This is a genomic window from Pseudomonas sp. R84, assembly GCF_009834515.1.
In the GTDB taxonomy this organism is placed as follows: domain Bacteria; phylum Pseudomonadota; class Gammaproteobacteria; order Pseudomonadales; family Pseudomonadaceae; genus Aquipseudomonas.
Map to the genome: position 1 here is coordinate 5,129,837 of NZ_CP019426.1, position 19,952 is coordinate 5,149,788.

Annotated in this window: 18 protein-coding genes; 11 read left to right on the forward strand and 7 right to left on the reverse strand. The window is 59.9% G+C overall.

The features are described 5' to 3' along the window. Positions 1 to 92: 92 nt before the first annotated feature. The 5 genes from PspR84_RS22675 (at position 93) to PspR84_RS22695 (ending at position 6,433) form a co-directional block, all read left to right on the forward strand. Positions 93 to 1,853, forward strand: coding sequence for an ATP-binding protein (locus PspR84_RS22675; protein WP_160060133.1), 1,761 nt, complete (start codon positions 93 to 95; stop codon positions 1,851 to 1,853). Beyond that, the gene (locus tag PspR84_RS22680; RefSeq protein WP_160059207.1) at positions 1,853 to 3,181 is read left to right on the forward strand and encodes a sigma-54 dependent transcriptional regulator; all 1,329 of its coding nucleotides are present in this window, start codon (positions 1,853 to 1,855) and stop codon (positions 3,179 to 3,181) included. Before PspR84_RS22675 ends, PspR84_RS22680 begins: the two co-directional genes overlap by 1 nt. 386 nt (positions 3,182 to 3,567) lie before the next feature. Next, positions 3,568 to 4,887, forward strand: coding sequence for an MFS transporter (locus tag PspR84_RS22685; protein ID WP_093430526.1), 1,320 nt, complete (start codon positions 3,568 to 3,570; stop codon positions 4,885 to 4,887). 381 nt (positions 4,888 to 5,268) lie between these two features. Continuing rightward, entirely contained in the window at positions 5,269 to 5,544 is a 276-nt protein-coding gene (locus tag PspR84_RS22690; protein WP_122598823.1) for a hypothetical protein, read from the forward strand. A 259-nt stretch (positions 5,545 to 5,803) separates the two neighbouring features. Continuing rightward, positions 5,804 to 6,433 carry a flavin reductase family protein gene (locus tag PspR84_RS22695; protein ID WP_116030009.1) on the forward strand — a complete coding sequence of 210 codons (630 nt, stop codon included), beginning with the start codon at positions 5,804 to 5,806 and terminating at the stop codon, positions 6,431 to 6,433. A gap of 4 nt (positions 6,434 to 6,437) precedes the next feature. On the opposite strand, the gene PspR84_RS22700 is transcribed toward PspR84_RS22695, so the two are convergent. Continuing rightward, positions 6,438 to 6,680 carry a hypothetical protein gene (locus tag PspR84_RS22700; protein WP_095048247.1) on the reverse strand — a complete coding sequence of 81 codons (243 nt, stop codon included), beginning with the start codon at positions 6,678 to 6,680 and terminating at the stop codon, positions 6,438 to 6,440. 44 nt (positions 6,681 to 6,724) lie between these two features. Continuing rightward, positions 6,725 to 7,078, reverse strand: coding sequence for an antibiotic biosynthesis monooxygenase family protein (locus PspR84_RS22705; protein WP_093430529.1), 354 nt, complete (start codon positions 7,076 to 7,078; stop codon positions 6,725 to 6,727). Positions 7,079 to 7,475: 397 nt separating this feature from the next. Between PspR84_RS22705 and PspR84_RS22710 the strand changes: the two genes are divergently transcribed. Continuing rightward, positions 7,476 to 8,405 (forward strand): AraC family transcriptional regulator, encoded by a 930-nt coding sequence (locus tag PspR84_RS22710; protein WP_102901084.1) that lies wholly within the window; start codon positions 7,476 to 7,478, stop codon positions 8,403 to 8,405. Between the two features lie 309 nt (positions 8,406 to 8,714). On the opposite strand, the gene PspR84_RS22715 is transcribed toward PspR84_RS22710, so the two are convergent. Both PspR84_RS22715 and PspR84_RS22720 read right to left on the reverse strand, forming a co-directional pair. Continuing rightward, positions 8,715 to 10,166: an aldehyde dehydrogenase family protein gene (locus PspR84_RS22715; RefSeq protein ID WP_160059208.1), complete on the reverse strand. Its 1,452-nt coding sequence runs from the start codon at positions 10,164 to 10,166 to the stop codon at positions 8,715 to 8,717. Then, positions 10,163 to 11,800, reverse strand: a complete 1,638-nt coding sequence (locus PspR84_RS22720) for a 5-guanidino-2-oxopentanoate decarboxylase (RefSeq protein WP_160059209.1) — start codon at positions 11,798 to 11,800, stop codon at positions 10,163 to 10,165. Before PspR84_RS22720 ends, PspR84_RS22715 begins: the two co-directional genes overlap by 4 nt. A gap of 229 nt (positions 11,801 to 12,029) precedes the next feature. Between PspR84_RS22720 and PspR84_RS22725 the strand changes: the two genes are divergently transcribed. Next, complete coding sequence (locus PspR84_RS22725) at positions 12,030 to 12,911, forward strand: LysR substrate-binding domain-containing protein (protein ID WP_160059210.1); 882 nt, start codon at positions 12,030 to 12,032, stop codon at positions 12,909 to 12,911. A gap of 196 nt (positions 12,912 to 13,107) precedes the next feature. On the opposite strand, the gene PspR84_RS22730 is transcribed toward PspR84_RS22725, so the two are convergent. Both PspR84_RS22730 and PspR84_RS22735 read right to left on the reverse strand, forming a co-directional pair. Further along, a complete protein-coding gene (locus PspR84_RS22730) occupies positions 13,108 to 13,722 on the reverse strand; it encodes an NAD(P)-dependent oxidoreductase (RefSeq protein ID WP_160059211.1) in 615 nt (204 codons plus the stop codon). 46 nt (positions 13,723 to 13,768) lie between these two features. After that, positions 13,769 to 14,647 (reverse strand): MBL fold metallo-hydrolase, encoded by an 879-nt coding sequence (locus PspR84_RS22735; RefSeq protein WP_160059212.1) that lies wholly within the window; start codon positions 14,645 to 14,647, stop codon positions 13,769 to 13,771. 114 nt (positions 14,648 to 14,761) lie between these two features. On the opposite strand from PspR84_RS22735, the gene PspR84_RS22740 reads away from it, so the two are divergent. Together PspR84_RS22740 and PspR84_RS29515 are read left to right on the forward strand one after the other, a co-directional pair. Continuing rightward, a complete protein-coding gene (locus PspR84_RS22740) occupies positions 14,762 to 15,694 on the forward strand; it encodes a LysR family transcriptional regulator (RefSeq protein ID WP_160059213.1) in 933 nt (310 codons plus the stop codon). 107 nt (positions 15,695 to 15,801) lie between these two features. Beyond that, entirely contained in the window at positions 15,802 to 15,978 is a 177-nt protein-coding gene (locus tag PspR84_RS29515; protein ID WP_008085463.1) for a hypothetical protein, read from the forward strand. Positions 15,979 to 16,054: 76 nt separating this feature from the next. Here PspR84_RS29515 and PspR84_RS22745 read toward each other — a convergent pair whose 3' ends face one another. Further along, positions 16,055 to 16,939, reverse strand: a complete 885-nt coding sequence (locus PspR84_RS22745) for a helix-turn-helix domain-containing protein (protein ID WP_160059214.1) — start codon at positions 16,937 to 16,939, stop codon at positions 16,055 to 16,057. A 177-nt stretch (positions 16,940 to 17,116) separates the two neighbouring features. Here PspR84_RS22745 and pobA point away from each other — a divergent pair, with 177 nt between their 5' ends. Further along, positions 17,117 to 18,310, forward strand: coding sequence for a 4-hydroxybenzoate 3-monooxygenase (gene pobA, locus PspR84_RS22750; protein ID WP_160059215.1), 1,194 nt, complete (start codon positions 17,117 to 17,119; stop codon positions 18,308 to 18,310). Between the two features lie 79 nt (positions 18,311 to 18,389). Further along, the gene (locus PspR84_RS22755; protein ID WP_160059216.1) at positions 18,390 to 19,907 is read left to right on the forward strand and encodes an MDR family MFS transporter; all 1,518 of its coding nucleotides are present in this window, start codon (positions 18,390 to 18,392) and stop codon (positions 19,905 to 19,907) included. Positions 19,908 to 19,952: the final 45 nt, after the last annotated feature.

The window sequence follows — 19,952 nt, forward strand, 5'->3', positions numbered from 1 at the left end:
GTCGCCGGTTTTTTCAGGGTGGCACGCATTCATGGGAGACAATCCCGGCCCATGCTATCGTGCCCGCCCGTCCTGCCGACCCTTCGCCCAGCATGCTGCCGACTTCCCGTACCCTGCGTCTGTCGTTGTATACCCTGCTGATCATCGCCGGCGCGGCGCTTGCCGCCACGCTTGCTATCCGCCACGCCGAACGTCAGGCGCTGGAAGAAGACGCCGCACGCGCCAACCAGCAACTGGCGTTGTACGCCAACTCCCTGCACACCCTGATCGACCGCTACCGCGCCCTGCCCGCCGTACTGGCGCTGGACCCGCAATTGCGTTCGGCGCTGGCTGGGCCGGTCGATGCCGACGAACAGGCGGCGCTGAATCTCAAGCTGGAAAAGATCAACGGCGCGGCGCAATCCTCGACTCTTGAACTGCTCGATCACACCGGTCTGGCCGTGGCGGCGAGCAACTGGCGCTTGCCGAGCAGTTACGTCGGCCACAATTACGGTTTCCGCCCCTACTTCAGTCAGACCCGCACCCAAGGCACCGGGCGTTTTTATGCGGTGGGCGTGACCAGCGGGATTCCCGGCTACTTCCTCTCCAGCGCGGTACTTGGCGATAACGACGAGTTCCTCGGCGCGATGGTGGTCAAGCTGGAATTCCCCGAGCTGGAACGCGAGTGGAGTCAGGGCAATGACACGCTGCTGGTCAGCGATGCGCGCGGGATCATCTTCATCGCCAATCAGCCCGGCTGGCGTTATCGCGCGTTACGGCCGTTGAGCGCCCGCGACATGGATGAGATCAAAGCCACCCGGCAGTACGACAAGCAATCGCTGCAGCCCTTGACTCATTTATCGCTGCGTCGCTTCGATGACAACAGTGATCTGCGCCGTGTCGAAGGCCCCGAGGGCACAGCGGATTATCTATGGGAATCACTGCCCCTGAGCGCCGAAGGCTGGACCCTGCATCTGCTGCGTCATCCGCAAGTAGCGTTCGAAGATCTGCGCAACGCCGGACTGGCCGCCGCCGGGGTGTGGCTGGCGCTGGTGTTTCTGTTGCTGTTTCTCAACCAGCGCTGGCGCCTGTCGAAGATTCGCCAGCGTAACCGCGAAGAGCTTGAACAATTGGTGGAAGAACGCACCCGCGACTTGCGTACCGCGCAGGACGGTCTGGTGCAATCGGCCAAACTCGCCGCGCTCGGCCAAATGTCCGCCGCGCTGGCCCATGAAATCAATCAGCCGCTGACCGCTCAGCGCATGCAACTGGCGACCTTGCGCCTGCTGCTCGACCATGGCCGGGTCGACGATGCCTATAAGGCGCTGAAACCGGTGGACGAGATGCTCACGCGCATGGCCGCCCTCACCGGCCACCTGAAAACCTTCGCACGCAAAAGTCCCAGCGGCTTGCGCGAACGGCTGGATCTGGCGACGGTGGTCGATCAATCATTGCAGTTGCTCGATGCGCGGCTGCGCGACGAACAGGTCAGTCTGGTGTTGCACCTGACGCGTCCGGCGTGGGTGCGCGGTGATGCGATTCGTCTCGAACAGGTGCTGATCAACCTGCTGCGCAACGCCCTCGATGCGATGCAGGGCAAACCCTGCAAGCGTCTGCAGATCCGTCTGGAAGCCGATGAACAACTGTGGCGCCTGAGCGTCAGCGACAATGGCGGTGGCATTGCCGAAGACCATTTGGGCCAGGTCTTCGATCCGTTCTTCACCACCAAACCGGTGGGTGACGGCCTGGGCCTCGGTTTGGCGGTATCCTTCGCCATCGTGCATGAATCCGGCGGTCGTCTGAGCGCCGAGAATGGCGACAGTGGCGCGGTGTTCAGCCTGACTTTGCCGATCGATCTGGAGGCGCATATCTGATGCTCAATTCGGTGATGGTGGTCGATGACGAAAGCAGCATTCGCAGCGCCGTCGAGCAGTGGCTGAGCCTGTCGGGGTTCGAGGTGCAGTTGTTCAGCCGCGCCGAAGACTGCCTCGCCGCCCTGCCCGCACATTTTGCCGGGGTGATCCTCAGCGACGTACGTATGCCCGGCATGGGCGGGCTGGCGTTATTGGCCGAGGTGCAAAAACGCGACGCTGATCTGCCGGTGATTCTGCTCACCGGTCATGGCGATGTACCGATGGCCGTCGAGGCGATGCGCGACGGTGCCTATGACTTTCTGGAAAAACCGTTCAGTCCGGAAACCCTGCTTGGCAGCTTGCGCCGGGCGCTGGACAAACGTCGTCTGATTCTGGAAAACCGTGCGCTGCACGAACAGGCCGACAACCGCGCGAAACTTGATTCGACATTGCTCGGCGTGTCGCGTGGTTTGCAGACCCTGCGTCGGCAAGTGCTGGACCTGGCGGCGTTGCCGGTCAACGTATTGATCCGTGGTGAAACCGGCAGCGGCAAGGAACTGGTTGCACGTTGCCTGCATGATTTCGGCCCGCGCGCGGCCAAGCCGTTCGTGGCGCTGAACTGCGCGGCGATTCCTGAGCAACTGTTCGAGGCCGAGTTGTTCGGTCATGAAAGCGGCGCGTTTACCGGAGCTTCGGGCAAGCGCATCGGCAAACTCGAATACGCCGATGGCGGCACCTTGTTTCTCGATGAGATCGAAAGCATGCCGCTGGCGCAACAGGTCAAACTGCTGCGCGTATTGCAGGAGCAGAAGCTTGAACGGCTGGGATCGAACCAGAGCATTCGTGTCGATCTGCGGATTGTCGCGGCGACCAAACCGGATCTGCTCGACGAGGCTCGGGCCGGGCGTTTTCGCGAGGATCTGGCCTATCGCCTGAACGTCGCCGAACTGCGCTTGCCGCCGTTGCGCGATCGCCGCGAAGACATCCCGTTGCTGTTCGAAACCTTCGCCCACAATGCCGCTGAACGCTTGGGGCGGACCTTTCCACCCTTGAGTGGCGCGCAGTTGAGTCATCTGCTCAGCCACGACTGGCCGGGCAACGTGCGCGAACTGGCCAACGTTGCCGAACGCCAGGTGTTGGGGCTGGATGAGCCTGCGCCGGGAATTGATCCGGGGCAATCGCTGGCGGCGCAACAGGAGGCGTTTGAGGCGCAGTGTTTGCGTGCAGCGCTGACCCGGCACAAGGGCGATGTGAAAGCGGTGCTTGAAGAGTTGCAACTGCCGCGCCGCACGTTCAATGAAAAACTGCAGCGGCATGGGTTGAGTCGGGAGATGTTTCTGAGCGAGTGAGTCGGGCTTGGGACTTTCTGTGTGGCTGGAATCCATCCCCCTCACCCCAGCCCTCTCCCTCAAGGGGGAGAGGGGGGAAAGGGAGCCGATCTTCATGCTTTTCAAACCTGAGTTCGACTCGATATTCCAGGTCGGCGTAACCCTCAAGAACACCGCGGTCAGTCCCCTCTCCCCCCGGGAGAGGGCTAGGGTGAGGGGCTTTTGATCTCAGCTCCAATAAGCGGAAATCCGCTCACACAATCAGATCCATCGGCACAAATCCGCTCACCCAATCCCGCCCCCCCCCTCTAAACCGGCCCTCCCCCCGTTGGCACACCTCCTGCTATAGCCCTCGCAGGCTGCGTTCCAACGCGCTCCACAAAAACAATTAAACGAAGGATCCTTCAATGGATAACTCCAACGCCCTGCCACTTGGGTCGGCTGCCGCGCCCGCCAAAGAAAGAACCACCGCCAGCCGGATCAAATCGATCTTCAGCGGTTCCGTCGGCAACATGGTCGAGTGGTACGACTGGTACGTGTATGCCGCCTTCTCCCTGTACTTCGCGAAAACCTTCTTCCCTGCCGGTTCCACCACCGCCCAACTGATGAACACCGCCGCGATTTTCGCCGTCGGCTTTCTGATGCGTCCGATCGGTGGCTGGCTGATGGGCATGTACGCCGACAAGGTCGGCCGTAAAAAAGCCTTGATGGCCTCGGTCTACCTGATGTGCTTCGGCTCGCTGCTGATCGCCCTCAGCCCGAACTACGAAACCATCGGCATCGGCGCGCCGATCCTGCTGGTGTTCGCGCGTTTGCTGCAAGGCCTGTCAGTCGGTGGTGAATATGGCACCTCGGCGACCTATCTCTCGGAGATGGCGACCAAGGAACGTCGCGGCTTCTTCTCCAGCTTCCAGTACGTAACACTGATCTCCGGCCAGCTCATCGCGCTGGGCGTACTGATCGTGCTGCAGAACGTGCTGACCACTGAACAGCTGTACGCGTGGGGCTGGCGTATTCCGTTCGCCATCGGCGCGCTGTGTGCAGTCGTGGCGCTTTACCTGCGTCGCGGCATGGAAGAAACCGAGTCGTTCACCAAGAAAGAAAAGTCCAAGGAAAGCGCCATGCGCACCTTGATGCGCCACCCCAAAGAGCTGCTGACCGTGGTCGGCCTGACCATGGGCGGCACCCTGGCGTTCTACACCTACACCACTTACATGCAGAAATACCTGGTGAACACGGTCGGCATGAGCATCTCCGACTCGACCACCATTTCTGCCGCCACGCTGTTCCTGTTCATGTGCCTGCAGCCGATCATCGGCGGCCTGTCGGACAAGATCGGTCGTCGTCCGATCCTGATTGCCTTCGGCGTGCTGGGGACGATCTTCACCGTGCCGATCCTGATGACCCTGCACACCATCCAGACCTGGTGGGGCGCGTTCTTCCTGATCATGGCGGCGCTGATCATCGTCAGCGGCTACACCTCGATCAACGCGGTGGTCAAAGCTGAATTGTTCCCGACTGAAATCCGCGCCCTGGGCGTCGGCCTGCCGTACGCACTGACCGTATCGATCTTCGGCGGCACCGCCGAATACATCGCGCTGTGGTTCAAGAGCATCGGCATGGAAACCGGTTACTACTGGTACGTGACGGCGTGCATCGCCGTATCGTTGCTGGTGTATATCACCATGAAGGACACCCAGAAGCATTCGCGCATCGTTACTGACTGATCGGGTTTTCACAGCCACTGCAATGGTGGCTGTGATGGACTCTTCGCGAGCAGGCTCGCTCCCACATCTGGAAGGCATTTCCCTGTGGGAGCGAGCCTGCTCGCGATTGGGTCAACGCGTTATCCAAACCTGCATGAAAAATCCCTCACACACGCCGCACAGCGATTAATCGCTAATTAATGCTGCCCGTTCATTGTGCAATCACCTGATCGATGACCTGCGCGACGCTCGCTCCGACGAAGAAAGCGAATATTCTGCGTTGCCCTTAATATCAATTTAATCGATTGTTTTTAGCATTAATTTGCGCTTTTTAATCAATTTAGTTGGCGTAGCATTAGACCCATGCAAGACACACCCGCCAACGAATCTGGAGTAACCGACATGAAAACCCAACTGATCCTCGCCCTGACCCTTTCCGTACTGGCCGCTAATACCTTTGCTGCCGACGGTTCGGACAAAACCAAATCCGCCGACTTCATCAACGGCGCCAGCGCCGCCATCGAAACCAGCCACACCGGCACTTACGCTGCTGACGGTTTTGATAAAACCAATATTGGCAAAGCTGTTGCAGCCGATGGTTTTGACAAAACCAATCTGGGTAAAACGGTCGCTGCTGACGGCTTCGATAAAACCGGGACTGCTGCTGCCATCAGCTAACACAGCGCAGTTCCTCCACAGCCCGGCCTTGGCCGGGCTTAGTCATTTCTGGGGGATGAAGATTTCTGAATTCCACACAAACCCTTGTAGGAGTGAGCCTGCTCGCGATAGCGGCGGGTCAGTCAAACATCTATCAACTGACACACCGCTATCGCGAGCAGGCTCACTCCTACACGGGGTTTTGCGTCTGGCTGGAAATATGCGGGGCGTCCTTGCACTATGGCTGCATCCGAAACGCAGCCTCAGGAATTCACCCACCATGCCCGATGACATCCACTTCTACGAACCCGCCAACGGCCACGGTCTGCCCCACGATCCGTTCAACGCTATCGTCGGTCCGCGCCCGATCGGCTGGATTTCCTCGCAGGATGCCAATGGTCAGCTCAACCTGGCGCCGTACAGCTTCTTCAACGCCTTCAACTACATTCCGCCGATCATTGGTTTCTCCAGCGTCGGGCGCAAAGACAGCCTGAACAACATCGAGCAGACCGGCGAATTTGTCTGGAACCTCGCCACCCGGCCGCTGGCCGAGCAGATGAACCAGAGCTGCGCGATGGTCGCGCCTGAGGTCAATGAATTCGAATTGGCAGGATTGACGACGGTCGCGTCAAAGGTGATCTCGGTGCCGCGCGTAGCCGAAAGTCCGGTGTCCTTCGAGTGCAAGGTCACCCAGATCATTCAGTTGCAGCGTGCCGATGGCGAGACGGTGCCGAGCTGGCTGGTCCTCGGCGAAGTGGTCGCCGTGCACATTGCCAAGTGGCTGTTGAAGGACGGCATCTACGACACCGCCGCGGCAGAACCGATTCTGCGCGGCGGCGGGCCGGCCGATTATTTCCAACTGGGGCCTGAGGCCCTGTTCAAGATGTGGCGGCCGGGCGCCAACAAGTAACGCGTTACCAGATCAACTCGGCGTCTTCAGTGACGCCCTTGAGGTTATCCAGCTCATTGATCGCCGCTTCATCGGCGGCAATGGCGCCGGGGAAGATCTGATCATTCAGCAGTTTGTGAAAGCGTGGTGCGCCGCCATCGACCAGGGCCTTGACCGCGATTGCCGCGTGATAGCCCTTGTTGCCGCCCAACTCGACGGGGACGACTGCGGAAACTGCTTCGAAGTGTTCGAACTCTTTACGTGCCATGTCACACATCCCGGCTCAGACAAATTAAGCCGGACATTAAACCCTCAACCGACGAGTTTGTGTACCGGCGCCGGGCACTGACCGAGGGCTTGTGCCGCCGACACGTCCTTGAAGGTGTGGAAGTCGAGGCTGTTGACCACCAGTTCCTGCACCAGCTCGGCGAAGATTTCCATCGACGGGCTGTTGAAATAGTTGGTCATCATTTGCTGACTGCTCCAGAAGCCGGAGACCAGCCACAACTCGGGATCACACTGCGAATGCTGCAAGGCAAAGCTCAGGCAACCGGGGGCGGCGCGGGACGGCTCGATCAACGCACTGAGGCGTACACCGAGTTCCGCCGAACGCCCGGCGCGCGCTCGAACGAAGGCCATATGACTGACGGGAATCTGCTTGGACATGTTCAACCCTCCCAGGGAGTCGCGTGGCAGCCGGGGGACGGGCTGCGACAGGATCAAAGGTTAAGGGCCGCACGCCCGCCGCCGTTAGTCGATTCCTGCCGCCGCGTTGCACAATCCTGCGAGACTGCATGCAGAACCTGTAACAACCTGTAAACCTGTGCAACACGTCTGTCATACGCGTTTTGTGTAGGAGTTGCCGAAGGCTGCGATCTTTTGATTTTGCTTTAAAGATCAACAGATCGCAGCCTTCGGCAGCTCCTACAGGGTTGGATCGCGACAGGCGCGGAGACACCCCGGGGCAGAATCAGGCAAGCATTTCGCAGGATGTGTCTACCGCTCGCGCTTGCACAAACATATGCTCTGCTCCATTCCACCTCTCCTGCCGAGGATGCCGTGCATGACGTCATTCGATCGTTTTCAAGCCGAACCCAGCGCTGACATGGAAAAACAGCGTGCGGAACTGGCGGCGATCATCCGCCGCAACACCACTGACGATGGCAGCTACGAGACCGCCATTGGCTCGCTGTTCATGTCGCGCCACACAAAATCCCACGACTTTGCCCCGGTGCTCGCGCAACCGGCGCTGTGCATCATGGCGCAGGGACGCAAAGAGGTGCGGCTGGCCGACGAGTACTTCAATTACGACCCGCTGAATTATCTGGTGGTGTCGGTTTCAATGCCGCTGAGTGGGCGCGTGGTCAACGTATCGCCGGAGGATCCGATCCTCGCCGTGCGCCTGGATATCGACCCGACAGAAATCACCGCACTGATCGCCGACGCAGGTCCCATGGGTGTACCAACCCGGCCAACCGGGCGTGGTTTGTATGTCGAGCAAATCGACAGCTCCATGCTCGATGCGGTGTTGCGTCTGGCCCGTCTGCTCGATGCGCCGAAAGACATCGCCATGCTCGCGCCGCTGATTCGCCGGGAGATTCTTTATCGCCTGCTGCGCAGTCCGCAGGGGCATCGCTTGTATGAAATCGCGATTGCCAACAGCCAGAGTCATCGCATCAGCCAGGCGATCAAATGGCTCAACGGCAACTTTGAACAGCCATTGCGTATTGATGATCTGGCGAAAGAAGTGAATCTGAGTGTGTCGACCTTGCATCACCGCTTCAAAGCGATGACGGCGATGAGTCCGCTGCAGTATCAGAAGCAGTTGCGCTTGCAGGAAGCGCGGCGGTTGATGTTGGCGGAGGGGCTGGAAGCGTCGGCGGCGGGGTATCGGGTGGGGTATGAGAGTCCGTCGCAATTCAGCCGCGAATACAGCCGGCTGTTTGGTGCGCCGCCGTTAAGGGATCTGGCGCGGTTGCGACTTTCGGTGTGACCGTTAGAAGCCCCTCACCCTAACCCTCTCCCGGAGGGAGAGGGAACTGATTGGGGGATATTCAGGAAATACACCGACCTGAAAATGCTTCACCGAATCCATAATCGACTCGATCTCTCAGGTCGATGGACAGCGCCAGACACTTCGGTCGGCCCCCTCTCCCTCTGGGAGAGGGCTGGGGTGAGGGTCGGCTTTCCAAGTGCTTTGACGAATCCATAATCGACCGGATTTTTCAGGTCGATGGACAGCGCCAGACACCTCGGTCGGCCCCCTCTCCCTCCGGGAGAGGGCTGGGGTGAGGGTCGGCTTTTACACCGCCCGGATTACGTGTTTGATTTCCTGAAACGCGGCCAGGCCCCAAGGCCCCAGCTCACGACCAATACTGCTCTGCTTGTACCCGCCCCACGCCGCCTGCGGGAAAATCACTTGCGGCGCATTGATCCAAACCATCCCCGCCTGCAAGGCATTGGCCACGCGATCCGCCGCAGCGGCATCGCTCGTCACAACACTGGCTACCAAGCCAAACGGCGTGTCATTGGCCAAGGCAATCGCCTGCGCTTCAGTGGCGAAACCGCGCACACACAACACCGGCCCGAAAATTTCTTCACACCACAGCGCGCTGTCCAGCGGCACGTCGGTGAAAACGGTTGGCTGCAAGAAATAGCCGCGTGGCAGATCCGCCGGACGGTTGCCGCCGCAAAGCAAACGCGCCCCCGCGCTGAGCCCACGATCGATGTGCCCAAGCACTCGCTGATACTGCGCCTGATTAACCAGCGCGCCCATTTCCACGTTCGGGTCAAACGGATCGGCAACCCGAATCGCTTGTGCACGCTTGTGCAAACGGCGGAGGAATTCCTCTTCCAGCTCATCAGCCACCAGCACACGACTGGTGGCCGAACACATCTGCCCGGCGTTGAAAAATGCGCCGCCACAGGCCAGCTCAACCGCCAGATCAAGATCGGCATCCGCCAACACCAGCAGCGAAGATTTGCCGCCCAACTCCAGGCTCACGCCCTTCACTGTTTCCGCCGCACGCTGCATCACTTGCACGCCGACCGCATTGCTGCCGGTAAAGGAAATCTTGGCGATGCGCGGATCCGCCGACAATGGCGCACCGACCGCCAACCCTGTGCCGCAGACGAGGTTGAACACGCCTTTTGGCAGACCCGACTCAGCGATGATCGCCGCCAGTTCCAGTTCTGGCAGCGGCGTCACTTCCGAAGGTTTGAGCACCACGCAACAACCCGCCGCCAACGCTGGTGCGAGTTTCCACGCCGTAGTGACCATCGGGAAATTCCACGGCACGATCAGCCCGACCACTCCGCACGGTTCGCGGCGCAGACGTGCGCTGAAATCATCGCTCGGTAGCGGCACGTTGCTGTCCTGTTTCGCGTCGAGGCCTTCGGCGAGCTCGGCGTAATACTCGAAGGTTGCGATGACGTCATCGACGTCGATAGCCGCTTCGAACTGCGGTTTACCGTTGTTGCTCGACTGCAGTTTCATCAAGTGCTCGCGACCATTGCGCACGCCATTGGCGATGTTGCGCAGGATCGCGCCGCGCTCGGCACCGCTGGTTTTCGACCAGCTCTTGAAGGCTTCGCTGGCGGCCGCAACGGCTTGGTCGACGGCGTGCTCGTCACCGCCATTGACCGTGGTCAGCAGTGCTTCGGTGGCCGGGTTGATCACCCGCAGATGTTCGCGGCCGGCCGACCATTGGCCGTTGATGTAGAGGCCGTCGAGTGTGGTTGGGAAACTGCTCATTGCGCCACCGCCTTCATCCATTGGCTCTGGTCGATTTCAATCAGGGTCGGGCTCTGACGATCGCTTGCACTGCGCAACGCGGTGCGCAGTTGTTCGATGCTGCTGATCGCTTCAGCCGCGCAGCCGAGGCCCTTCGCCACAGCGACGAAATCCGGGGTGTAGATGTCCACGCCGACCGGCTCGATGGCGCGGTTGAGCATGTATTTCTTGATCTCTTCGTAGCCCTGGTTATTCCACAACAGGACGATCACCGGCACCCGAGCTTCGACGGCGCTGGCCAGTTCCGGCAGGGTGAATTGCAGGCCGCCGTCGCCGATCAGGCACACCACCGGAGGGCGCGCACCTTTGTCGAGTTGACCACCGAGCCACGCACCGATCGCTGCCGGCAAGGCGTAGCCGAGCGTGCCGTAACCGGTCGATGCATTGAACCAGCGACGCGGATGATCCGGGTTGAACGTCAGATTGCCGGTGTACACCGGTTGCGTCGAGTCGCCGACGAATACGGCGTTGGGCAACTCATCGAGTACGGTGTCGAGGAAACGGGTTTGCGCGAGGGTCGGTGCATCCCAGCTTGCGGCCAGTTCGGCGCGCAGTTTGCCGGCGCGGGCCTGCCCCCAATCGCTGCTGCGCTCGCCGAGCTTTTGCTGCGACAGCATGTTCAACAAAGCTTGCGCGGCGTTGCGCGCATCGGCCACCAGCGCCAGATGCGGCGGGTAGTTGCGCACGGTTTGATCGGCGTCGATGTCGATGCGCAGCAGTTTGCCGGGAATCTCGAAACCGCCAGCGAAAGTGACGTCGTAATCGGTCTCAGCCAGTTCAGTGCCGATGGCCAACACCACATCGGCATCAGCCACCAGCGCGCGGGTGGCAACCAGCGTCTGAGTCGAACCGATCAGCAGCGGATGGCTGCCCGGCAGCATGCCTTTGGCATTGATCGTCAGCGCCACCGGAGAGTCGAGCAACTCGGCAAGTCTGGTCAGCTCGGGCGCTGCGTCGATGGCACCGCCACCGGCCAGAATCAGCGGACGTTTGGCTTCAGCCAACAGCTCGCTCATGCGTTTGACGGCCGCTGGCGCAGCGCCGGCGCGGTCGATATTGACCGGCACACTGGCGAGCAATTCATCGGTGTTTTCGACCAGCACGTCCAACGGTATTTCGATGTGCACCGGACGTGGACGACCGGCCTGAAACAAAGCAAACGCACGCGCCAGCACCACTGGTAATTCGGCGGCGGACATCAAGGTATGCGAGAACGCCGCAACACCTGCGACCAGTGCGCTCTGATTCGGCAATTCATGCAGCTTGCCGCGCCCACCGCCCAACTGACTGCGCGATTGCACACTGGAGATCACCAGCATCGGGATCGAATCGGCGTAGGCCTGGCCCATGGCGGTGGTGATGTTGGTCATGCCCGGGCCGGTGATGATGAAGCACACGCCCGGTTTGCCAGCGGTGCGCGCGTAGCCGTCGGCCATGAACCCGGCGCCCTGCTCATGCCGCGGGGTGACGTGACGAATGCTCGAACGCGCCAGCCCGCGATACAGCTCCACGGTGTGCACCCCGGGAATGCCGAACACCAGCTCGACCCCGTAACCTTCGAGTAACTTGACCAGTACTTCGCCACACGTCGCCATGTCGATTGCCCTTCTTGTTCGCTGAAGACACAGAGCCTTTCTGTAGGAGGGAGCCTGCTCGCGATGGCGTCTGTACATTCAACATTGCGGTGACTGACTCACCGCTATCGCGAGCAGGCTCACTCCTACAAAGAGCCCTTCATGGCTTCATTGGAACGGTCGGCAGGTAGCGGCAACAATCGATTAAAAGTCATACTAGCCATGTCCTCACGTCATACCTTGGATCCCCATGAAACGCCTGCCTCCCCTGCCCGCTCTGCACACGTTTCTGATTACCGCGCAGTGCTGCAACTTCACCCGCGCCGCCGAGCAGTTGCACATCACCCAGGGCGCAGTGAGCCGGCAGATCGCCGGGCTGGAAGCGCATCTCGGTTATCCGCTGTTCATCCGTCTGGCCCGTGGTCTGGCGCTGACCGCCGAAGGACGTGAATGGCTACCGCGTGTGGAAAAAGTCTTCGGCCTGATCAGCGAAGCCACCGAGCAAATCGGCCTGCAGCGCGAAACCCTGCAACTCAAAGCGCCGAGCTGCGTGATGCGCTGGCTGCTGCCGCGCTTGCTGCAATGGCAGAAAGAACGTCCGGACGTGCCGGTAAAACTCACCGCCTCGCTGCAACACGGCGTGGACTTTCAGCGCGAGCAATTTGATGCAGCGGTGATCTACGGCCCGCCACCGGATAACTCCCCGGGCGCCTTGCACCTGTTTGATGAGCAACTGACGCCGGTCTGTTCACCGGCTTTGCTCAAAGGTTCGCCTGCGTTGAATTCACCAGCGGATCTGCAACAGCATCTGCTGCTGCACCCCACTCACGATATTCAGGATTGGTCGGTGTGGCTGAACGCGGCTGAGCTGCGGCTGAACAACATCGGCAGCGGCCAGCATTTCGAAACGCTGGATCAGGCGATGTCGATGGCGTCGCACGGGACGGGGGTGGCGATCGGCGATTGGTCGTTGATTGGTGATGACTTGCGCGCGGGGCGGCTGGTGATGCCGTTTGATTTGAAGGTGAAGACGGGGCTGGCGTATTACATGGTGGTGCCTACGGGAACCGAGCCTTCGCCGCAGCTGGAAGAATTGATGATCTGGTTGGTTGAGCAGGCGCATTGGCGGTGAGGCTTTTTTCCCTCACCCTAACCCTCTCCCAGAGGGAGAGGGGACTGATTGTGAGTTGCTGAAGAAATACACCGACCTGAAAATGCTGTACCGAATCCATAATCGACTCGATCACTCAGGTCGATGTACAACGCCAGACAACTCGGTCGGCTCCCTCTCCTTCGGGAGAGGGCTGGGGTGAGGGGCGAGGTTTCACTCAATACCCGACAGTAAACCGCTGACGCGAATGCTTCGGAGTTTCCACTTCGTCGATCAGCGCAATCGCGTAGTCAGCAAAGGTAATCCAGCTACGCCCCTCGGCACTCACCAGCAAATGATCCTGGCCGACACGGAAACTACCCGTGCGCTCACCTTCAACAAACTCTGCCGACGGCGACAGGAAGGTCCAGTCCAGATCCTGCTCCTGACGCAACGCCTCAAGAAACGCCGCACCGGCACTGGCTTCAGCTTTGTACTCTGCCGGGAAACCCGCGCTGTCGATCACTCGCGTATCGTCCGGCAGCAACAACGAACCGGCACCGCCGACCACCAGCAAACGCTTCACACCCGCCTGCTTCACTGGCCCGACAATCGCCGCCGCTGGCACTGTGGCGAAATGCGCGGCGGTGATCACCACATCGTGACCGGCCACTGCGTCTTGCAGCGCAGCCGAATCCAGCACATCGACATTCTTGCTGAGCACACCAGCACGGGCGCCGATCTTCGAGGTGTCGCGGGCGATAGCGGTAACGCTATGGCCGCGACGCAGGGCTTCTTCCAGCAGTTGGCTACCGGCACGGCCGGTGGCACCAATGATTGCGATCTTGCTCATGACATTCTCCAGTTGGCTTGAGAGTGCTGCGGTTTCGTAAATCGGCTTACCACTGCATTTCGCCCTTGGCGACTTTCGCGCTCAGCTCCAGCGAGCTTTCTTCGCCGAGCTTCGGGTAGCGCTTTTTCATCGCGGCGATCAGTGCGGTGGAGTCTTTGGCCCTGGCGGTTTCCGCGTCGAAAGCCTTAATGTAGTCGGCGGTGAATTTCACGCTGGCCAGCGAACGGCTGCTGTCGCCCAAGTAGTGACCTGGCACCACGGTGTTCGGCTTGAGGGTTTCGATCGAGTGCAGGGTTTCCAGCCAGTCGGCATGAGATTGTGCGGTCTGGGTGTCAGCCATCCACACATGGATGTTCTCGGCGACAACCACACCACCGACCACGGCCTTGAGCGACGGAATCCACACAAAACTGCGATCCGGTTGTTTGCCGTCCAGGCCGACAACCTGCAATTTCTGCCCTTCGAGCATCAGGTTGTCGCCCTTGAGCACACCCGGCACGATGGTTTTCGCCGGAACGTCAGCGCCCATTTTCGGGCCCCAGAAGGCCAGTTTGCCGGCGAAGGTTTTGTTGATGTGATCGACGGTCGGTTGCGAAGCCAGCACCTTGGCGTCGGGGAACGCCTGAGTCAGGGTGTCGAGGCCGAAGTAGTAATCCGGGTCACCGTGGCTGATGTAAATGGTGGTCAGGTGCTTGCCGCTGGCGCGGATCTTTTCCACGACTTGTTCAGCCTGGGATTTGCCGAATTGCGCATCAACGAGGATCGCGTCTTTCTCGCCGCTGACCAGCACCGAGGTCACCGGGAAAATCGCCTTTGTCCCTGGGTTATAGACGTCGAGGGTGAGGTTGGCCGCCGCTGCATGCGCGGCGAAACCCAGGGAAGCGGTGGCGAGCAGAAAGCGTTTGAGTGTGGTGAAGCCGATCATCTGTTGCTCCGGTGTCCGAATGCCGTGTTTGGCGATGGGACAGAGCTTAGTTGCCTGACTCAGTACAAAAAATGCGATGCTTGAACATAGTTTGTTTCTGAAAGCGGGCAAATAATGGATCGTCTCCAAGCAATGCGGGTGTTTGTCACGGTGGTGGATCTGGGCAGTCAGTCGGCTGCGGCTGATCATCTGGACCTTTCGCGACCGGTGGTTTCACGTTATCTGGCGGAGCTGGAGGATTGGGTCGGCGCCCGCCTGATGCACCGCACCACGCGCAAATTGAGCCTGACCGCCGCCGGCAGCGAAATCCTGCCGCGCTGTCGGCAGATGCTCGAACTGTCGACGGACATGCAGGCGGCGGTCAGCGAACCCCACGATGCACCGCGCGGCTTGCTGCGAATCAGCGTCAGCACCTCGTTCGGGCAGGCGCAACTGGCCGACGCGATGGCCGCTTACGTCAAACGCTATCCCGGTGTGAGCATCGATCTGCAAATGCTCGATCGCACGGTGAATCTGGTGGATGAGCGCATCGACTTGGCAATTCGCACCAGTAACGATCTCGACCCGAATCTGATCGCCCGACGCCTGACAGTTTGTCGTTCGGTAGTCTGCGCCGCACCGGCTTATCTGCAGGAGCAAGCGGCGCCGTTGCGGGTCGAGGAACTGAGCCGACACAACTGCCTTACGCACTCGTATTTCGGCAAGAGCCTGTGGCATTTCGAGGAGGATGGCGAACCGGTTTCAGTACCGGTGCAGGGCAATATCAGCGCCAACGAGGCCAGCACATTATTGCGCGCGACGCTGGCCGGCGCCGGGGTGGCGATGCTGCCGACCTATCAGGCCGGTGTGCATATTCACAGCGGTGAACTGGTCCGCCTGCTGCCGCATGCCGAACCACGACAAATGAACATCTACGCGGTGTACGCCTCGCGCAAACACATGCCGGCAGCGCTGCGCAGCATGCTGGATTTCCTGGTGCTCAGATTTCCCGAAAATCCCGAATGGGATGAAGCAGCGTCAAGCGTCAAGCCACAAGCTGCGAGCTAGCTGCACCGTAATTCATCTTGACGCTTGCCGCTCCAAGCTTGCAGCTGCCCTTACCTGACCTATGCTGAAAGTAATACCGCAGGGTATGTCGTTCAGAGGTCTACGCCATGAACATCAAAACAAGAAGGTACTTCGCGATTTTCATTACCTGCGCCGCCACGCTGGCGCTGTACGGCACCGCTGCCTGGCGGGTCGAACAGCTGCGACAGCTGCCGCGCGAGTATGCGAGCTGCAACTTCGAGCGGTGCATTCCGCACAATGCCACGCTGAACGCATTGCGCTGAATCATCTGGGCTGGAATGCGATTCTGTGTGGGAGCGAGCCTGCTCGCTCCCACAGTAGACCGCAGCGCTTAGAGGGTTATTGCTCGGCCTTGAGGCTGTCGCGGAAAGCCTTTGGCGATATCCCCACCCGGCGCCGAAACAGGCGCGTGAAGTTGGTCGGATCGGAAAACCCCAACAACTCCGACATCTCGTAAATCGTCATGCTGGTGTAGGTCAGCAAGCGCTTGGCCTCCAGCAACTGCCGTTCATGCATGATCTGCAACGCTGGTTGCCCGGCCAGCTCACGGCAGGTGCCATTGAGGTGCGACACCGAAATGCCCAATCGATGGGCCAGGTCTTCGACCTTCACGTGCTGGCGATAAGTCTCCTCGACCAACTGAATAAAGCCATTGAGGTATTCGCGCTGACGTTGCGGCCGCTGACTGGCTTTGTGCCGCACGATCGCCTGCCGACTGACCCAGACCATGATCACGCTGACCAGCGAATGCATGAGCATTTCCCGCGCAGGTTGATGACCGTTGTATTCAGCCTGCAACGCCGAAAAAAGGCTGTTGAGGTAATCGCCGTCGTTGCCTGCCGGGTAGTTTTCCGCGCTGGCCAGCGCATGTACCGAATCGCCCAGTTGCGCCTGCAAGTGGTTGATCAGCGGTGTGGCGAGGGTAACGATGAACCCTTCGACGTCTTCGGAAAAACGAAAGCCGTGCACCGACAACGGTGGCAGCACCTGAATCGCCGGGGTCTGGAGTTGCGTGCGTTGCCCTTCGATCTCAAGCTCTGCCTGACCTTTGAAGACGAAGAGTAATTGGCACAAATCAGCATGGCGGTGGGGTTTGATTTCCCACTCATGTTCGCGACTGCGGGAGGAAATGGTTTCACAGTGCAGCAAGTCAGGGGTCGGCCAGTCCAGGCTTTCACCGTAGAGCTTGAACACTGGAATCGAAGGCAGCTCAGGCTTGTTCATCACTTCAATCCAGGCCTCGGGGTTGTGGGCGATAATCGCACCGATTGGCAGAATGTACAGGTATCGGCTCAGTTTTCACCTTCAATTGACAGACCCGCAAGGGAAAAATGCAAGCACTCGATCCATAAAAATCATTCACCGGTCTTGGCCGCGTGAAGCTTGCGAGTCATAAAAACAATGAAAACGCTGAAAACCCAAGTCGCCATTATTGGCGCCGGTCCGTCCGGATTGCTCCTCGGCCAGTTGTTGCACAACGCCGGCATCGATACCCTCATCCTCGAACGCCAGACTCCCGATTATGTCCTCGGCCGTATCCGCGCCGGTGTGCTTGAACAAGGCATGGTAGAGCTGTTGCGTCAGGCTGGCGTGAGTCGGCGCATGGACGCCGAAGGGCTGGTGCATGGCGGTTTCGATCTGGCCCTGGACGGGCGTCAGGTGCACATCGATCTGCACGCGCTGACTGGCGGCAAGACGGTGATGATCTACGGTCAGACTGAAGTGACTCGTGACCTGATGGCCGCTCGTCGGGAGACTGGCGCGCTGACGATTTACCAGGCACGCGATGTCGTTCCTCATGGCATGAAAAGCGACGAAGCTTTTGTCACCTTCGAAAAGGACGGCGAAACCTTTCGCGTCGATTGCGATTACATCGCCGGTTGCGACGGTTTCCACGGCGTCGCTCGCCAATCGATTCCGGCCGATAGCCTGAAAGTGTTCGAGCGGGTTTATCCGTTTGGCTGGCTGGGAATTCTCGCCGACACGCCGCCGGTGCATGAGGAGTTGGTCTACGCCCGTCATGAACGCGGCTTTGCCTTGTGCAGCATGCGCTCGGCCACCCGCACACGTTATTACCTGCAAGTGCCGGCGGATGAAAACGTCGATGCCTGGAGCGATCAGCGCTTTTGGGATGAATTGAAAAAACGCCTGCCAGTGGAGCTTGCCGAAAAACTGGTCACCGGCCCGTCGATTGAAAAAAGCATCGCGCCGCTGCGCAGTTTTGTCGTTGAGCCGATGCAGTACGGGCGGATGTTTCTGATCGGCGACGCGGCACATATCGTCCCGCCCACTGGCGCCAAGGGTTTGAACCTGGCGGCAAGTGACGTCAGCACGCTGTTCAATATTCTGCTGAAGGTTTACCGCGACGATCGCACCGATCTGCTGGAGAAATACTCGGAAATCTGCCTGCGCCGAGTATGGAAGGCCGAGCGCTTTTCCTGGTGGATGACTTCCATGCTGCACCGCTTCGATGATCACGATGACTTCAGCCAGCGCATCAGCGCTTCGGAACTGGACTACTTTGTCAGTTCAGAAGCAGGGCGAAAAACCATTGCAGAAAATTACGTCGGACTTCCGTACGAGGCTATCGAATAGCCTGCTACCGACTTACACTGGCGAGCATCCCCGCTCGCCTGACGATCTGCGGGACTCTCACTGCCCGCAGGTTTTGCCCGTGACCAATCTCAATCAGCCTGAAACGCCCAAACCGGCCATTCGCAGCGTGCTGGTCGCGCTGATGATGGCGATCTTTCTCGGCGCGCTCGACCAGACCATCGTCGCCGTGTCGATGCCGGCCATTTCTGCGCAGTTCAAGGACGTAAGCCTGCTGGCCTGGGTAATTTCCGGGTACATGGTCGCGATGACCGTGGCGGTGCCGATCTACGGCAAGCTCGGCGACTTGTACGGGCGGCGCAAATTGATGCTGTTCGGCATGGGCGTGTTCACCCTCGCCTCCCTGTTTTGCGGCATGGCACAAAGCATGGAGCAACTGGTGCTGGCGCGGATCCTTCAGGGCATCGGCGCCGGCGGGATGATTTCGGTGAGTCAGGCGATCATCGGCGACATCGTGCCGCCGCGTGAACGCGGGCGTTATCAGGGTTACTTCAGCAGCATGTACGCCGTGGCCAGCGTTGCCGGTCCGGTGCTTGGCGGGTACATGACCGAATATCTGTCTTGGCGCTGGGTATTTCTGATCAACCTGCCGCTGGGACTTGGCGCGTATTGGGTGGCGCGACGCAATCTGCGCGGGCTGCCGATTCCGCAGCGCAAACCGATCATCGACTACCTCGGTACGTTGTTGATGATCATCGGCCTCACTGCCCTGCTGCTGGGCATTACTCAGGTTGGTCAGGGTCATTCGTGGCGCAGCGCTGAAGTGCTCGGTTTGTTCGCTTGTGCGGTGGTGGTGCTGGCGCTGTTTGTCTGGCACGAGCGGCGTGCCCGTGAGCCATTGCTGCCGATGCACCTGTTCGCCAACCGCAACGCCCTGCTGTGCTGGTGCACGATTTTCTTCACCAGTTTCCAGGCGATTTCGCTGATTGTGCTGATGCCGCTGCGCTTTCAGACCGTCACCGGTGCCGGTGCTGACAGCGCCGCCCTGCACTTGCTGCCGTTGGCGATGGGACTGCCGATTGGTGCATTTTTCGCTGGCCGACGTACGTCGATCACCGGGCGTTACAAACCACAGATTCTGACCGGCGCTCTGCTGATGCCGATCGCGATTCTCGGTATGGCGTCCAGCCCGCCCGAGGCGACGCTGGTCAGTGGTCTGTTCATGCTGCTCTGCGGTATTTCCAGCGGCATGCAGTTTCCAACCTCGTTGGTCGGCACCCAGAATTCGGTGGAACAACGCGACATCGGTGTAGCGACCAGCACCACCAACCTGTTTCGCTCTCTCGGCGGCGCAGTGGGCGTGGCGTTGATGTCGGCGCTGTTACTGGCGTTGCTGCAGGATTCAAGTTTCGCCCATCTGGCCAGCAGTTCGCTGATGAGCGAAGGTCATTCGGGTAACGTCTTGCTGGATGGTCTGAACGCCGCGCCGGGTGATGCGCAGAACGCCTTGCGTGCGGAGTTGCTGGTGACGTTCCGGCATCTGTTGTGGGTGAGTGCGGCGGTATCGTTGCTCGGGTTGGCAGCGGCGATTGCGATGCCTAACAACCTGCTGCGCGGGCGCGAGCACGGCGCCAAATAACCGCAAAAGATCGCAGCCTTCGGCAACTCCTACATGCGCATGCAT

What these genes read in the sequence shown, in the direction of transcription:
- PspR84_RS22675 (WP_160060133.1), top strand. Translation starts at nt 93, where the DNA reads ATGCTGCCGACTTCCCGTACCCTGCGTCTGTCGTTGTATACCCTGCTG.
- PspR84_RS22735 (WP_160059212.1), bottom strand. Translation starts at nt 14,647, where the DNA reads ATGATCGGCTTCACCACACTCAAACGCTTTCTGCTCGCCACCGCTTCC.
- PspR84_RS22700 (WP_095048247.1), bottom strand. Translation starts at nt 6,680, where the DNA reads ATGGCACGTAAAGAGTTCGAACACTTCGAAGCAGTTTCCGCAGTCGTC.
- PspR84_RS22740 (WP_160059213.1), top strand. Translation starts at nt 14,762, where the DNA reads ATGGATCGTCTCCAAGCAATGCGGGTGTTTGTCACGGTGGTGGATCTG.
- PspR84_RS22680 (WP_160059207.1), top strand. Translation starts at nt 1,853, where the DNA reads ATGCTCAATTCGGTGATGGTGGTCGATGACGAAAGCAGCATTCGCAGC.
- PspR84_RS22695 (WP_116030009.1), top strand. Translation starts at nt 5,804, where the DNA reads ATGCCCGATGACATCCACTTCTACGAACCCGCCAACGGCCACGGTCTG.
- PspR84_RS22715 (WP_160059208.1), bottom strand. Translation starts at nt 10,166, where the DNA reads ATGAGCAGTTTCCCAACCACACTCGACGGCCTCTACATCAACGGCCAA.
- PspR84_RS22745 (WP_160059214.1), bottom strand. Translation starts at nt 16,939, where the DNA reads ATGAACAAGCCTGAGCTGCCTTCGATTCCAGTGTTCAAGCTCTACGGT.
- PspR84_RS22710 (WP_102901084.1), top strand. Translation starts at nt 7,476, where the DNA reads ATGACGTCATTCGATCGTTTTCAAGCCGAACCCAGCGCTGACATGGAA.
- PspR84_RS29515 (WP_008085463.1), top strand. Translation starts at nt 15,802, where the DNA reads ATGAACATCAAAACAAGAAGGTACTTCGCGATTTTCATTACCTGCGCC.
- PspR84_RS22690 (WP_122598823.1), top strand. Translation starts at nt 5,269, where the DNA reads ATGAAAACCCAACTGATCCTCGCCCTGACCCTTTCCGTACTGGCCGCT.
- PspR84_RS22725 (WP_160059210.1), top strand. Translation starts at nt 12,030, where the DNA reads ATGAAACGCCTGCCTCCCCTGCCCGCTCTGCACACGTTTCTGATTACC.
- PspR84_RS22720 (WP_160059209.1), bottom strand. Translation starts at nt 11,800, where the DNA reads ATGGCGACGTGTGGCGAAGTACTGGTCAAGTTACTCGAAGGTTACGGG.
- PspR84_RS22730 (WP_160059211.1), bottom strand. Translation starts at nt 13,722, where the DNA reads ATGAGCAAGATCGCAATCATTGGTGCCACCGGCCGTGCCGGTAGCCAA.
- PspR84_RS22705 (WP_093430529.1), bottom strand. Translation starts at nt 7,078, where the DNA reads ATGTCCAAGCAGATTCCCGTCAGTCATATGGCCTTCGTTCGAGCGCGC.
- PspR84_RS22685 (WP_093430526.1), top strand. Translation starts at nt 3,568, where the DNA reads ATGGATAACTCCAACGCCCTGCCACTTGGGTCGGCTGCCGCGCCCGCC.
- pobA (WP_160059215.1), top strand. Translation starts at nt 17,117, where the DNA reads ATGAAAACGCTGAAAACCCAAGTCGCCATTATTGGCGCCGGTCCGTCC.